The sequence below is a fragment of the Streptomyces sp. NPDC002838 genome, assembly GCF_040295365.1.
In the GTDB taxonomy this organism is placed as follows: Bacteria; Actinomycetota; Actinomycetes; order Streptomycetales; family Streptomycetaceae; genus Streptomyces.
On record NZ_JBEOVF010000080.1, the window covers coordinates 1 to 14,213 of the forward strand.

The following is a 14,213-nucleotide window of genomic DNA, read 5'->3' on the forward strand; positions in this document are numbered from 1 at the left end:
TCAACTTCTCGGGTTCCCCCCTTTTCTGGGGCGCCCCCGGGCCGGCCCCCCGGGTCCGGGGCGGGCGGGCCGGCCCCCGGGCGGGGCCGCCCGCCCCCCGGACGGGGGCACAGGGGGGACACGATGCTGAGCAGGGAACGACTCGTCAGGGCCACGGAGGCGGCCGCGTACCTGAGGCTGTTCGCGCTGTCCGGCATCGCCGCCGTCCTCGTCACCCGCGGCTTCCTGGCGCTGGCGGGGTACCCCAGGCTCGGCGGGGGCGACGGCAGTCATCTGCACATCGCCCACATGCTGTGGGGCGGTCTGCTGATGATGACCGCGACGCTGCTCGCGCTCGGCTTCCTCGGGCGCCCGGCGCGCCTGGCCTGCGCGGTCGTGGGCGGGGTGGGTTTCGGGCTCTTCATCGACGAGGTCGGCAAGCAGGTCACCGACGAGCCGGGGTACTTCTACCGGCCGGCCGCGGGAATCATCTACGTGACCTTCGCCCTGCTCCTGCTGCTGACCCGGCTGCCGCGCCGCCGCACCGAGCTCAGCGCGGAGCAGCGCACCGTCCACGCCGCCGACCTCGCGCTCACGGGAGTCGCCTCGGGGCTCACCGCCGTGCAGCGGCAGTCGGCGACGCGCCTGGTGGAGGGCTCCGGTCGGGAGGTGGACGCGGCGCTGATACGGCTGCTGGCCGCCGTGCCGGAGCGCAGCCCCGGCCTCTCGACGCGGTGGCGCTCCCAGGCGGCCCGGGCCGGCAAGGTGCTGCGGCGGGCGGCGGGCCACTGGCTGGTGCTCACGCTCACCGTGCTCTGCGTCCTGACCGAGGCGATGCTGTTCGCCGGCTGGCTGACCGCCGGAGCCCTCGGCGGTGAACTGGCGGACGAGCCGCAGCGGGGCGCCCTGATCGGCGTGCTGGTGAGCGCGGTTGCCTCGACCGTCCTCGGGGTCGCGGGGCTGACGCGTCTGCGCGCCGACCGGACGGTGGCGTTCCGGCTGCTGCGGGCCGCGCTCCTCGCGGACATCCTGTTCGGACAGATATTCAAGTTCACGATCAACCAGTTCGCGTCGGTCACCGAGCTGGTCTTCGACCTGTGCCTGCTGTGGGTGGTCTCGGCGCAACTGGGCCGCCCCGGAGGCCGGCCCGCCTACTGATCGACCCGAAGCGTGAAGTGGACTCCCTCGCGGGACAGTTCGCCGAGCCACTCCTCGGACCGGGCCGCGGTCTCGGCGGCACGGTTCAGGCCCGGCGGCAGGGATCCCTCCAGGACGTGCCGGACGCCGAGGGCGAGGGTGCGGGAGACACAGCGGGCCATCGCGCTCTCCTCCTCGTCGCCCACCAGGTCCAGGAGGTAGCCGCCCGACCACTGCTGTCCCGCCCCGTCGCGCACGTCCAGCGACACGGCGAGGACGACCCGGTCGCGGTCGGCGTCCGTGGTGGGGTATTCCGCCGCCAGTTCCTCGGCCAGCGCGGCGATCCGGGCGTCGTCGCCGGTGCGCAGCTCCGCGAAGACGTCCTGCCAGGCCCGCAGCCAGCCCTCCAGACGCAGGGTGCCGCGCACGAACGTCCGTGCCTTCCAGGCGGACGGCAGGCCGTACTGCGCGACGAAGGGCACGCTGTCGCGGTTGGGGTAGACCTCGAAGGCCTCGCCTTCGACGACGTGCCGCCGGGTCGCCTCCCAGGGCCGGTCGGCGATGGTCTCGGTGCCGTCCTCGATGTAACGGGCGGGCGAGCGCAGGGCGTTCAGGACGCCGGCGGGTGCCCAGCTGAAGCGGTACCTGAAGTCGTTCGGGAGGGCGGGGACGCCGCCGCAGTAGGAGGTGAGGCCGTACGAGGCCGCCGTACCGTCGCCGATCGCCTCCCGGGCGCGGGCGACGAGGCTGTGGGCGAACAGGTGGTCGATGCCCGGGTCGAGGCCGGCCTCGGTGAGGACGACGACGCCGGTCTTCACGGCCTCGGGCACCTGCTCCAGCACCGCGTCCGACACATAGCTGGAGCAGGCGAAGTGCGCCTTCTTCCGAAGGCAGACGGCGAGGATGGCGGCGTGCTCCGGGGCGGGCAGCATCGACACGACGATGTCCCCGGGCGCCAGCTCTGCCGTCAGCGCGTCGAGTGTGTACGCGCGGGGCTCGGCGCGTCCGGCCAGGTCCAGCCGGTCGAGGGCGTCGGCGGCGCGTTCCTCGGTGCGGTGCCACAGCCGTACCCGGCCGGCCGTCTCGCACAGCCGGGCCAGGCCGCTGCCGGTGGACAGTCCGGCGCCGATCCAGTGGACGGTGCCGCTCGCGGGAACCAGGTCAGTCATGGCGGGACTCCCCTTCTGCCATGCCGAGTTCACGGCAGGCCCGATGGAACCGGTCGAGACAGCGCCCCCACGGCCCGCCGACGCCGAACTCCAGCAGTTGGGGCAGCAGCGATCCGGAGAAGTCGGCGCTGGACTCCAGGGGCAGCAGGGACGGCAGGTTGTCGATGGCGATGAGGTCCAGCGGGGGCTCCTCGCGCAGGCGCCTCGCCGGTTCGTCCCAGTCGGTGGTGCGGTCGTAGACCGGCAGCACGTTCAGGGGAGAGCCGACGTCGCAGGTGACGTCGCAGAGGGTACGCAGCCGGCGGGTCGGGTCGTCAAGGTCCTCCTCCCGGAGGAAGGGCGGGATCGGGGTGGTGGCGAGCACCGCGTTCACCATCACGTCGTGGTCCAGCAGGGCCCGGCGGTCCAGGTCGCGGGTCTCGGCGAGGTCCCAGCACGTCGGCTCGGCCCCGGCCGCGTGGAAGGCCAGGCGCGCACCCCGGCCGCTGCGGCCCAGGGCGCCGATCACCAGCGCCGTGAACTCCTCGTCCCCGGCGGCCGGCCGGAGGAGCTCGTCCAGCTCCTGCTGCGTCGTGGGCGTCAGCGGCGCGGCGAGCCTGCCCCGGTGCTGGAGCACGGCCAGGGCGGCGCCCAGATAACCGGCCCAGAAGCCGAAGGCGGCCAGCCGGCGCCCTTCGTCGTCCTCCAGATACTCGAGGTCGAAAAGCGCCCCTCCCCCGGCGGCGAACCTCCCGAGCAGCTCGGCCGCTCCCGGCTGCCGCTTGTAGGCGTGCCCGAAGAAGATGTGCCGGTGCCTCAGCTCCGGTGGATCGTCAGGGAGTTCCTTCAGGCCGAGGATCACGGCGTCCTCGGGCGCCGACACCCACGAGCCCGCCGGAGCGATCCGGCAGCCGGCCGCCGCGTACTGCTCGATCGGGAAGATCCGCTGCGGGGACTCCTCGACGGTGAGGGTCACTCCGCTGTCGACGAGCCGCCGGGCGTCGGACGGCACGATCGGCGTGCGCCGCTCGGTGGTACGGGCCTCGTGGCGCAGCCACAGATGGAGCTCGGTCATACCAGGTTGGCCTCCGGGCGCGGGGCGTCGGCCGCGAACCGGCCGGCGCTCAAGGGGCTGACGTCCACGAAGGGTACGCGGACCGGACACAGGTCGCGGACGAGCGCGCCGTCTCCTCGCAGCCCGGCATGGCCACGAGGAGACCGAGACACTCCCGCCTGGAAGCAGCGGCTGGTAAACACGGACAACCGTGCCCCGGCGTACGCCGACTCGTGCCCCTCACCCCGCCGTCGACGACGATGACCGGCCCCCATCAGGACAAGTGCGCCACCGCGTCCAGATGGGGCAGGTGGTGGTCCAACCGCTCCCGCTTCGTGCGCAGATAGGTGATGTTGCTCTCGCACGGCGGTATCAGCAGCGGCACCTGCTCGGCGACCTGGACGCCGTGCCGCAGCAACGCCTCGCGCTTGCGCGGGTTGTTGGACATCAGGCGTACGGAGTTCACGCCCAGGTCGCGCAGGATCTCCGCGGCGACGCCGTAGTCGCGGGCGTCCACCGGCAGGCCGAGCGCCAGGTTCGCCTCGACGGTGTCCAGGCCCTCTGCCTGCAGGGCCATCGCCCGCAGCTTGGCGAGCAGGCCGATGCCCCGCCCCTCGTGCCCTCTGAGGTAGACGACAACACCGCTGCCTTCGGCGACGACGGCGCGCAGCGCGGAGTCGAGCTGGTCGCCGCACTCGCAGTGCTGGGAGCCGAAGGCGTCGCCGGTCAGGCACTCGGAATGCAGCCGGGTCAGGACGCCCTCCGTGGCGATGTCACCGTAGACGAGGGCCACTTGCTCGTCACCGCGGTCGTGGTCGAGGTAGCCGACCGCCTGGAAATTCCCGTACACGGTGGGCAGCGGGGCATTCACCACGCGCTCCACGCCGGTGCGCTGTGGCGACTTCGTGCCGAGCACGCCAATTTTTTCTGTCATGATCTGGTTCCTAAGCAGAGACGAAAGGCCGTGGAAAGATGAATAGTTCGGGAATACGGTCGGCGGCGTACGGTCTGGTGCCGGCGGACACTACCGAAGACGTACGGACGCGCGGGGCGGACGTCTCAACGCAGGTGGCCGTCCTTCCGGTCGGCAGCTTCGAACAGCACGGTCCGTACCTCCCGCTCGCGACCGACACGCTCGTCGCCTGCGCCGTCGCACGGGAGATCGCCGCCGCGTACCCCGTGCACCTCCTCCCTCCGGTGACCATCGCCTGCTCGCACGAGCACGCGGACTGGCCGGGAACCGTCAGCATCTCCTCCGTGACCCTTCACGCGGTGGTACGGGACATAGCGGCGTCGCTGCGCCGGTCGGGCGTCGAGGCCCTGGTCGTGGTCAACGGGCACGGCGGGAACTACGTCCTGGGCAATGTCGTCCAGGAGTCCTCCGCGCGCGGTGAGCGGATGGCGCTCTTCCCGGCCCCGGAGGACTGGGAGGCGGCGCGGGAGCGGGCCGGTGTCGCGACCTCGCTGCTGACCGACATGCACGCGGGGGAAATCGAGACCTCCATCCTTCTGCACGCCCATCCCGAATTGGTCCGACCCGGTTATGAGTCCGCCGATTTCGTCGCGGACGACCGCCGTCATCTGCTCACCGCCGGAATGTCCGCCTATACCGATTCGGGCGTCATAGGCCGTCCTTCCCTGGGATCCGCGGAAAAGGGGAAGGAACTACTGGCGAGCCTCGCCGATTCCTTCGAGTCGTATTTCTCGCTGCTCACTTCGACGCCCCAGTAGTGACCGTCCGGCACCAGGCGGGGTTCCGGGTCCATTACGACGGCCCGGGCCCCGGAGCCGGCGCCGCGCAGGCCCGTGTACCAACGGGCGACCAGAACGACGGCCCCCGGCAGACTCGCCACGAAGCTGAGCACGCCGTACACCACGGCGACCGCCAGTCCACTGCTCGCGCCCAGGCCGGCGGCGCCGAACGCCCAGGCGGTGACGCCCTCGCGGGGGCCCCAGCCGCCGACGTTCAGCGGCAGGCTCATGGCGAGCAGTGCGAGGACCGCGAGCGGCATCAGGACGACGGCGGAGGCGGCGGATCCGGCGACCCGGGCGGCGACGACGAACATCGCCAGGTGACCCGACAGGACGAGGGCCGAGGAGAGGGCCACGCCGGGCCAGTTCCGGCGGGACAGCAGGCCCTCGCGTGCCTCGCCGAGACTCGCGCGCAGAGCCCGCCCCCGGCGGGAGGGCGCCCGGTTCATCCGCACGGCCATGACGACCGCGAGCGCGCCCAGCGCGGCGAGGCCGAGCAGTGGGGCGATCTGCCGGGTGTCGGCCAGTACGGGCGACGGCATCGTCAGCAGCACCGCCACGCCGACGACGGCCAGCACGGCCTGTCCCGCGGCCCGTTCGAGGACGACGGAGCGGACACCGCGGCCGAGGTCGCCGGCGCTCTGCCCGTGCCGTACCGCCCGGTGGACGTCGCCGAGGACACCGCCGGGCAGGGCCGCGTTCAGGAACAGCGCGCGGTAGTAGTCCGCCACGGCCGGGCCGAGCGGCAGCCGGATCTTCAGGCCCCGGGCCACCAACTGCCAGCGCCAGGCGCTCAACACGGTGGTGACCAGGCCGACCCCGAGCGCCACCAGCAGCGTCGGTCCGTCGATCCGCCGCAGCCCGTCCACGAAGACGCCTGTGCCCATGCGCCACAGCAGTACGGTGAGGATGGCGAGGCCGGCGACGGTGCCGAAGTGGGTGCGTACGGCGCGGGAGTCGACGAGCGCCAGGAGTGTGCGCAGAGCGGTGCGGAGCCGGGATGTGCCCGGGGCGGCGTCCGTACGGGCCTCGGACACGATCACGCCGATCCGGGCCTCGGAGACTGCCGGGTCGGTGCGAACCGTCGGCGTCTTCTCCCGGGCCGGGACGAGCCGCGCGGCGGACCTCACGCGGCTCACCCGCTGGTCCGCTTCGGGCCGCACGACCCACGCCCGCACCGTCTCCACGCTCATGACACCCCGCCCGTCGGCCGGGACAGCGCCAGCAGGTCGCTGTGGTGGACCACGACCCGCAGCTCCCCCGCCGCACAGGCCTCGAGGCGCTCCCGCAGATACCGTTCTGCGCGGGCCTTCAACTCGGGGCGCTGTTCGACGGCCGCGCCGACCCAGCCGCGCAGCCACTGGGCCGTCAGCACGGACTCGGCGGGGCCGAGCCGCCAGGGGCTCGGGTGCAGCCGTACGGTCGCACCGCGTTCGGAAAAGGCCTCGCACGCCACGGTGACGGCGTCCGGGCCCAGCATTCCGTTCCGGCGCTGATGCTCGTTGAAGGCCTCCGCGATCTCCTCGTCCAGCGGGTCGGACGGGGTCAGTTCCACGCGACCCGCCACGGAGAGCGTCAGCAGGGCGGGGCAGCCGGCGCCGGTGCAGGCGGCGGCGAGGGTTTCGATCTCCTCGCGAGTGAGGACGTCGAGCAGCGCGGAGGCCGTCACCAGCGAGGCGCCGGCCAGGGCGTCGGGGGTGAGCCGGGCGACGTCACCGCGCCGGGTCTCCACCGTGACCCGGCTGCCGTCGGCGGACGAGCGCGGGGAGGCGACGGCGGCGAAGTGGAGCAGGTAGGGGTCGCGGTCGTGCAGGATCCAGTGCTGGGGACCGTCCAGGCGGGAGCCCAGCCAGCGGCCCATCGAGCCCGTGCCGCAGCCCAGGTCGTGCACGACCACCCCGTCGGGGCGTCCCGGCAGGTTGGCGAGCCGGATCCGCAGCGGGTCGAGCAGCTCCGGCGCCCGCGCGGCGGCGTCGGCGCCCTCCCTCAGCTCCAGCCACTCGGGGGCGTAGCGCGGCGGGTCGTCGGGGCCCGCGTCCCGCAGGCGTACGGTGGGCCGCTCGCCGGCGCGGAGGGTGGGGCCGGCGCCGGGGATGACGGTCTCCACCGTCCCGGTACCGGCCGCCAAGGTGTCCGTCGACTCGATGGCGTCCCGGGGTCCGGGCTGGGCCGGAATCCTGCCCGCGTGCTGTGTCATTGCCGTCTTCCTCATGCCGCCCTCCTGGGTTCGTTCGGCAGTCGGCCGAGTACTCCGGCCAGGCTGCGGGCCGTGGCCGCCCAACCGCCCAAGGCGGCTCGTCGGCCTCGTGCGGCTGCCTTCAGGCGGCGCCGTACGTCCGCCTCGCCGAACCAGCCGCGCAGTTCGGCGGCGAGGGCGGCGGGGTCCTCCGGCGGGACGAGAATGCCGGGCACGCCGCCGTCGGGGGCGCGGCCCACCGCCTCCGCGACGCCGCCGACGTCCGTCGCCAGCACCGGGATGCCGCGCGCCAACGCCTCGGTCACCGCCATGCCGTAGGTCTCGGCGTAGGAGGCGAGGACCATGAGGTCGGCGGCGGCGTAGCTGGCGTCGAGCTGGGCACCGGCCTGCGGACCCGCGAGGTGCAGGCGGTCCTGGAGGCCGTACTTCTTGATCATGACCTGGAGCCGGGCCGCATACTGCGGGTCGTGGCCGAGTCCGCCGACACAGACGCAGCTCCACGGCAGGTCGGTCACCGTGGCGAGGGCTTCCACCAGCCGGTGCTGCCCCTTGCGCGGGGTCACGGCGGCGACGCACAGCAGGCGCGAGACGCCGTCCGTGCCGGAGGCGAGGGGGGCGATGTCGGCGCCGGGGGTGGCGACATGGACCCGGTCGGGGGCGAGCCCGTGGTGGGAGACGAGGCGGCGCACCGCCCAGTCACTGGTGGCGACGACCGCGGGCACGGCCCGCAGGACGGCGCGCTCCTTGGCGTCCAGTTCCGCCGCCAGCGCCGGCTCCAGTCCCGTCTCGTCGCCGAGCGGCAGGTGGACGAGGACGACGAGCCGCAGCCGCTCGGCCTCGGGCACGATGACCTCGGGGACGCCGCAGGCGACCAGCCCGTCGAGCAGGACGACCGTGTCGTCCGGCAGGTTGGCCAGGACGCGGGCGAGTTCCGTCCGGGCGGCGGCCCCCGGGCGGGGCCACTCGCCGGGCACGGCGTGCTGGTGCACCTGCCAGCCGAAGCCTGGCAGGTCCAGACTCACGCGCCGGTCATAGGCGTTGCCGCCGCTGGGCGCGCTCGGGTCGTCGACGCCGCCCGGCATGACGAAGTGCACGGAACTCAGCGACATGGGGATGATCTCGGCGTTCTTCAGGGCGGAATGCCGCACGGGCACGTAGTCGAGCCGCTGCTCCATGCCGCCGGGCGCCGTCTGCTCCACCTTTTCCAGGGTCACGTCGGTCACAGCGCACGCTCGTAACTCGCCCAGGCGACGTGCGACTCGTGCAGCGTGACGGTGAGGCCCGCGAGGCCCTTGGCGCCCTCGCCCAGCGCTCCCTTGTGGACGCGCTCGGCCAGGCGGTCGGCGATGACCTTGGCCAGGAACTCCGTGGAGGTGTTGATTCCGGCGAAGTCGGGCTCATTGTCGAGGTTCCGGTAGTTCAGCTCGCTGACTACGGCGCCCAGTTCCTGAGTGGCCAGTCCGATGTCGACGACGATGTTGTCGTCGTCCAGCTGTTCGCGCCGGAACGTGGCGTCCACCAGGAACGTCGCTCCGTGCAGGCGCTGCGCGGGTCCGAAGACCTCGCCGCGGAAGCTGTGGGCGATCATGATGTGATCGCGGACGGTGATGCTGAACAACGGACGACCCTCCAGGTGCGGCGCGTCTGGTCCCCCGCCGATCCCTGCCGGGGGATGCCGTGTAGTACGGCTCTTCGCTTCCCGTTGTTCAGCCGAGTCTCACTCTTTTCTCAGGTCAGGCGCTCTTGCCCTGAGGAGACGGCACGGAATTGAGCCGGAATTGAACGGTGTGTCAGGCGTGGCCGTCGTAGCGGACCCGGTGGCACAGCGCGGGGATCGCGCCGGAGGCGAGCCGCGGCAGCACGTCCGGGAGCTCCTCGAAGGCGCACTCGCCGGTGACCAGGGCGTCCAGGGCCGGGTCGGCGAGCAGGTCGAGGGCGAGGGCGAGCCGGTCGGCGTAGCTACGGCTGGAGCGGCGGGCCGGGGAGACGGAGCCGACCTGGCTGCTGCGGATGACCAGGCGCCGGGAGTGGAAGGCCTCGCCGAGCGGGAGAGCCACCTGCCGGTCGCCGTACCAGCTCAGTTCGAGGACGGTGCCCTCGGCGGTGAGGAGTTCGAGGGAGCGGGCGAGGCCCTGTTCGGTGGCGCTGGCGTGCACCACGAGGTCGCAGTCGCCGAGGGCGTCGCCGGGCGACGCGAAGTCGACGCCGAGGGCCTCGGCGGTCTTGGCCCGGGCGGGGTCGGCGTCCACCAACTGGACGCGTACGCCCGGGAAGCGGGCGAGCAGCGCGGCCACCGAGCTGCCGACCATGCCGCCGCCGACCACCGCGATCCGGTCGCCGACCAGCGGCGCCGCGTCCCACAGGGCGTTGACGGCGGTCTCCACGGTGCCGGCCAGCATCGCGCGTTCGGCGGGCACCGTTTCCGGCACCGGCGTCACGGCGCTCGCCGGAACGACGTAACGGGTCTGGTGCGGGTAGAGGCAGAAGACGGTCCGGCCGACGAGGTCCTCCGGTCCCTCCTCCACCGACCCGACGTTGAGGTAGCCGTATTTCACCGGTCCCGGGAAGTCGCCCTCCTGGAACGGCGCCCGCATGGCCGCGTACTGACTCTCCGGCACCCCGCCGCGGAAGACGAGGGTCTCCGTGCCGCGGCTGACTCCGGAGTACAGCGAGCGGACGACGACCTCGCCCTCGGCGGGGTCCGGCAGGGTCACGTCGCGTATCTCGCCCTGCCCCGGGGAGCTGAGCCAGAACGCACGTGCGGTGCGCTTCATCGGCGTCCTCCTGAACGATCGGGAACCTGTTCACGTACCGAGGTGCACAGGCCGCGCACAGTACGCGGCGTTGATCGACTCTGTCACCTGGCCGGAGGAATGTGCGGTGGCCCTGAACAACACTTACGACACGAGGCTGGTCCAGCAGGAGACCGCGGTGGGAGCGGGCTTGCAGATCCTGCTGTTGGCCCTGCTCGGCACGGCGATCGGCATGGGGCCGGCGGGCTGGTTGACGGGCCTCGCCTTCGCCATCGCCACCTGGGCGGTGCTCTCGCGGGCCCTGCACCGCACGCGGCCGCGCTCCTTCGGGCCCGCCAACCGGGTCACCCTCGGCCGGGCGACCCTGGTCGGCGGTGTGACGGCCCTGGTCGCGGACTCCTTCGAGAGCTCACCGCCGGTGACGCTCTTCGTGGGCCTGACGGCGGTGGCCCTGATCCTCGACGGGGTCGACGGCAAGGTCGCCCGCGCCACCGGCACCTCCACCCCGCTGGGCGCCCGCTTCGACATGGAGGTCGACGCGTTCCTCATCCTCGTGCTCAGCGTGTACGTCTCGATGTCGCTGGGCCCGTGGGTCCTGCTGATCGGCGCGATGCGCTACGGCTTCGTCGCCGCCGCCCGCGCCCTGCCCTGGCTCAACGCCCCCCTGCCGCCCAGCACGGCCCGCAAGACGGTGGCCGCGCTCCAGGGCGTCCTGCTGCTCGTGGCCGCGTCGAACCTCCTCCCGTACGCGGCGACGTTCGCGGTCGTCGCGACGGCACTGGGCCTGCTGGTCTGGTCGTTCGGCCGGGACATCCTGTGGCTGTGGCGGACGTCGCGGTCTCAGAAGACTGAGGCGAGTGAGGTGGCCGAGGTTCTGGAGCTTGTATCCGAGTGTCGTCGGGAGCCGGTGGCGTCCTGAGGGGGCGTCAGACGGTCGACTGTGGACGGTATACCGTCGTCGGCTCGTGTGCGGTATGCGGTCTGCGGTGTGCGGTCGCCTCCGACCGGCCTACGGTATGCGATACGCCGTCGTCAGCTCGCCCACGGTATGCGGTACACGGTCGTCAGTCCTCCAGAACCACCCGATATACCGTCGCCTCCCGGACCGGCCATGCGCCGGACCCCGTCCGCGCGTATCCGCCCCTATCCGCGCGCCCTTTCGGCCTCCCGTCGCGGCAGCAGCCCGATCGCCGCGGCCGGTACGGCGGCCAGCACCAGCCACGGGACCGCCGACGGCAGTCCGCTGTCCAGGAGCGTGCCGGTGGCCGAGCTGCCGAGGAGGACGATCAGGCCGGACACCGAGGACAGGGCGCCCGTGTAGAGGCCGAGTCGGCCCTCTTCGGCCAGGTCGGGGACCCAGGCGCGGGCGACAGGGGCGACGAGCATCTGGCCGACGGTGAGCAGGACGACGAAGGCGGCCGCGGGCAGCAGGCCCGCCGATCCGGTCCAGTCGGCCGGTCGGGCCACGGCCACGACGGCGAAGCCGACGGCGATCAGCAGCAGCCCGGCGACCATGGACCGACGCAGAGTGAACCGCGTCCCGGCCCAACGGGTGACCGGAAGCTGGGCGGTCACCACCAGCAGCGAGGACAGGGCGAACAGCCAGGCCAGCGGGGCCTGTGAGCCGGCCGCGCGCTCCACTTCGGCGGGGAGGGCGAGGTAGAGCTGGTTGTAGGCGAGGAGGTAGGCGCCGTACGCGCAGCACAGCGCCAGAAAGCGGCGGTTGCGCAGCAACGGCCCCATGCCGCCGCGGACTTGGACGGGCTCCCGCCCGGGGATGCGCTGCGGCAGCAACCACGCGTGCCCGGCGAGGACGAGGACGAAGATGCCGGCTCCGGCCACGCAGACCGTGCGGAAGTCCACCGACAGCAGCAGCGCGCCCAGCAGCGGCCCGACGAACGCCCCTGCCTGTCCCGCGACGGTGAACAGCGCCAGGACGCGCGTACGGGAGCCGCCGCCCGTCTCCTCCCAGACCACCGCCTGCCGGGCCACCTCGGACTCCACGGCGGGCGAGAACAGCGCCGCGGCGAACCCGATCAGCAGGACGGCGCCGATCACCGCCCAGGTCTGCTCGGCATATCCGAGCCAGACGAATCCGGCGATCCGCAGCGCGCATCCGGCGAGGACCACGGGGCGTATGCCGTACCGGTCGGCCAGCGCCCCGCCCACCACGAACAGCCCCTGCTGACTGAAGGTCCGCAGGCCCAGCACCAGGCCGACCAGCCAGCCCGCCATGCCCATGGCCTGTCCGAGGTGTTCGGAGAGGAAGGGCAGCACGGCGAAGAAGCCGATGTTGAAGGCGAGTTGGGTGAGGATCAGCAGACGCAGCAGGGGCGAGAGGCGGGTGCGCCCGGGCGCCCCGGTTGCCTTGCGTCGCAGGCCGGTCGACGGCCAGGTCATCGAGTTCCCACCAATTCTCTTGTGGGCGACGGTTGTTCGGCCGCGGTGACGGTTGTACGAGGTCCAGTCCGCCGGCGTCGCAGGCGCACTCCGCCCGCCGCGCTCACCGCCAGCGCTCCGAGCAGGGCGAGGACGGCGGCAGGGGCGAGGACCGCCCAGGGGGCGCGTTCGGTGTAGGGCTGGTTCTCGGCGAGGAGCAGACCCCACTCCGGGGAGGGGGGCTGGGCGCCCAGGCCGAGGAAGGCGAGGGACGCGAGCGCGAGGGCGGTGCCGGGCAGGCGGAGCAGGGCGTGGCGGGTGACGGGCGGCAGGACGGCGGGCAGCAGTTCGTGGCGCAGGAGATACCGGCGGTCCGCGCCCAGGCCCCGGGTGGCGGCGATGTGGAGGGCGGCGCGTTCCTGGCGCAACAGTGCGGAGGTGTGGGCGGCGAGGGGCGCCCAGGCGACGACGCCGACGGCGATCGCGGGCGTGGCGGGGCCGCTGCCCGCGACGGCGGTGACGAGGAGTGCGGCGAGGACGGGCGGCATCGCGGTGACGGTGTCGACGAGCGGCCCGGCCAGCCGGGGCAGCAGCCCGAGCAGGACGCCTGTGACCAGCGTGGCGGCGCCGATGGCAAGGGCGAGCAGCAGGGTGTCGAGGGCACCGTGGGCGACGCGGGCGAGGACGTCGCGGCCGAGCGCGTCGGTGCCGAACGGATATGCCCAGGAGGGGCGTTGGAGGCGTTCGGCCGTGTCGAGGGCGAGCGGGTCGCGGGGCAGGCCGAGCGCGATGACGACGATCAGCAGTCCACCGTATACAAAAGGCAGGATCCCGCGGGCTGGTGGCGTCGGGCGGTGCAGGGACGGCAGTGCGCCGTCGCGCAGGGCGGGGCCTATGAGCAGGCGGGTCCCGAGGCGGGCGAGCCCGGCGGCGACCGCTGCGAGCAGGACGAGGAGGAGCGTGCCGGCCTGGAGGACGGGCAGGTCCTGGGCGAGGGCGGCCTGGAGGGTGGTGCGGCCGAGGCCGGGGATGTCGAAGATCTGCTCGACCGCCACCGCCCCTCCGGTCAGACCGACCACGAACAGGCCGGTGTTGGGCAGCAGTCCGGGCACGCAGCGGCGCAGCGCCTGGCGGGCTACGGTCCGGCCGGGCAGTCCGCGCGCGGTGGCGGCCAGCGCCCAGGGCTCTTCGAAGGCGCCGGGCAACAGGTCGTCCAGCAGGCGGCCGATGACGGCCCCGGCGGGCAGGCCGAGGGCGAGCGCGGGCAGGATCGTCCACTGGAACCCGTACCAACCGAGGGCAGGCAACCAGCCCAGCTGCACGCCCACGACTGTGGCGAGCACGGATGCGGTGAGGAACTCGGGCAGCGCGGCGAGTACCGCCGAGCCGCTGCCTCCCGCACGCCGCCCGTCAAGCCGCCGGTGCGCGCCGAGCCAGAGTGTGCGGGCGCAGATCAGAGCGGCGGTGACGGCGGCGACCACCAGGGCCACCGCCATCAACAGCAGGGACGCACCCAGGGCCTGGAGCACAGCCGGCGTGACCTCGGCGCCGGAGAGCCACGACCGCCCCGCGTCCCCGCGCCACAGCCCGCCGAGCCACCGGCCGAGCAGCTGGAAGGGACCGTCGTCGAGGCCGAGTTGAGCGCGGATGTCCGCCAGCACCTCGGGCGTGGGGTCGCGGTCCGCCGACCGTGCCTTGAGCACGGTGAGCGCCGGATCGGTGTGCGACAGCCAGGGCAGGATCCCGATGACGCACACCAGGGCGACCGCGATCCCCGCACGCCACAGCAGCGTGACTGCCTGTTGCCGCATGCG

At 73.1% G+C, this 14,213-nt stretch carries 12 protein-coding genes and 2 pseudogenes; 3 read left to right on the forward strand and 11 right to left on the reverse strand.

What is annotated here, in order from left to right:
* Window positions 1-123: 123 nt before the first annotated feature.
* Window positions 124-1,137 carry a hypothetical protein gene (locus ABT063_RS47610; RefSeq protein ID WP_351067626.1) on the forward strand — a complete coding sequence of 338 codons (1,014 nt, stop codon included), beginning with the start codon at window positions 124-126 and terminating at the stop codon, window positions 1,135-1,137.
* Here the strand turns inward: ABT063_RS47610 and ABT063_RS47615 are convergent.
* From ABT063_RS47615 to ribA, 4 genes and pseudogenes are all read right to left on the reverse strand, one after another.
* Window positions 1,131-2,285 (reverse strand): saccharopine dehydrogenase family protein, encoded by a 1,155-nt coding sequence (locus tag ABT063_RS47615; RefSeq protein WP_351067628.1) that lies wholly within the window; start codon window positions 2,283-2,285, stop codon window positions 1,131-1,133. The genes ABT063_RS47610 and ABT063_RS47615 overlap by 7 nt on opposite strands.
* Window positions 2,278-3,339, reverse strand: coding sequence for a saccharopine dehydrogenase (locus ABT063_RS47620; RefSeq protein WP_351067631.1), 1,062 nt, complete (start codon window positions 3,337-3,339; stop codon window positions 2,278-2,280). Before ABT063_RS47620 ends, ABT063_RS47615 begins: the two co-directional genes overlap by 8 nt.
* A pseudogene (locus ABT063_RS47625) lies at window positions 3,336-3,473 on the reverse strand (sarcosine oxidase subunit beta); the annotation flags it as partial. The gene ABT063_RS47620 and the pseudogene ABT063_RS47625, both read right to left, overlap by 4 nt.
* Window positions 3,474-3,592: 119 nt before the next feature.
* On the reverse strand, window positions 3,593-4,252 hold the full coding sequence (ribA, locus tag ABT063_RS47630; RefSeq protein ID WP_351067634.1) for a GTP cyclohydrolase II: 660 nt from the start codon (window positions 4,250-4,252) through the stop codon (window positions 3,593-3,595).
* 38 nt (window positions 4,253-4,290) lie between these two features.
* Here ribA and ABT063_RS47635 point away from each other — a divergent pair, with 38 nt between their 5' ends.
* Window positions 4,291-5,049: a creatininase family protein gene (locus ABT063_RS47635; protein WP_351067637.1), complete on the forward strand. Its 759-nt coding sequence runs from the start codon at window positions 4,291-4,293 to the stop codon at window positions 5,047-5,049.
* A 164-nt stretch (window positions 5,050-5,213) separates the two neighbouring features.
* On the opposite strand, the pseudogene ABT063_RS47640 reads toward ABT063_RS47635, so the two are convergent.
* The 5 genes and pseudogenes from ABT063_RS47640 to ABT063_RS47660 form a co-directional block, all read right to left on the reverse strand.
* Window positions 5,214-6,263: pseudogene (locus ABT063_RS47640) on the reverse strand (lysylphosphatidylglycerol synthase transmembrane domain-containing protein); the annotation flags it as partial.
* Window positions 6,260-7,282 (reverse strand): class I SAM-dependent methyltransferase, encoded by a 1,023-nt coding sequence (locus ABT063_RS47645; protein WP_351067639.1) that lies wholly within the window; start codon window positions 7,280-7,282, stop codon window positions 6,260-6,262. The pseudogene ABT063_RS47640 and the gene ABT063_RS47645, both read right to left, overlap by 4 nt.
* Window positions 7,279-8,490, reverse strand: a complete 1,212-nt coding sequence (locus tag ABT063_RS47650) for a glycosyltransferase family 4 protein (protein ID WP_351067642.1) — start codon at window positions 8,488-8,490, stop codon at window positions 7,279-7,281. The genes ABT063_RS47645 and ABT063_RS47650 overlap by 4 nt, the downstream gene beginning before the upstream one ends.
* Window positions 8,487-8,885, reverse strand: a complete 399-nt coding sequence (locus tag ABT063_RS47655) for a 6-pyruvoyl trahydropterin synthase family protein (RefSeq protein ID WP_030662610.1) — start codon at window positions 8,883-8,885, stop codon at window positions 8,487-8,489. The genes ABT063_RS47650 and ABT063_RS47655 overlap by 4 nt, the downstream gene beginning before the upstream one ends.
* Window positions 8,886-9,057: 172 nt before the next feature.
* Window positions 9,058-10,041: a zinc-dependent alcohol dehydrogenase gene (locus tag ABT063_RS47660; RefSeq protein ID WP_351067644.1), complete on the reverse strand. Its 984-nt coding sequence runs from the start codon at window positions 10,039-10,041 to the stop codon at window positions 9,058-9,060.
* 106 nt (window positions 10,042-10,147) lie between these two features.
* On the opposite strand from ABT063_RS47660, the gene ABT063_RS47665 reads away from it, so the two are divergent.
* Window positions 10,148-10,939 carry a CDP-alcohol phosphatidyltransferase family protein gene (locus ABT063_RS47665; RefSeq protein ID WP_351067647.1) on the forward strand — a complete coding sequence of 264 codons (792 nt, stop codon included), beginning with the start codon at window positions 10,148-10,150 and terminating at the stop codon, window positions 10,937-10,939.
* A 224-nt stretch (window positions 10,940-11,163) separates the two neighbouring features.
* On the opposite strand, the gene ABT063_RS47670 is transcribed toward ABT063_RS47665, so the two are convergent.
* Both ABT063_RS47670 and ABT063_RS47675 read right to left on the reverse strand, forming a co-directional pair.
* Complete coding sequence (locus ABT063_RS47670) at window positions 11,164-12,420, reverse strand: MDR family MFS transporter (protein WP_351067648.1); 1,257 nt, start codon at window positions 12,418-12,420, stop codon at window positions 11,164-11,166.
* Window positions 12,417-14,210, reverse strand: a complete 1,794-nt coding sequence (locus ABT063_RS47675; protein WP_351067651.1) for an ABC transporter permease subunit — start codon at window positions 14,208-14,210, stop codon at window positions 12,417-12,419. Before ABT063_RS47675 ends, ABT063_RS47670 begins: the two co-directional genes overlap by 4 nt.
* Window positions 14,211-14,213 lie beyond the last annotated feature (3 nt).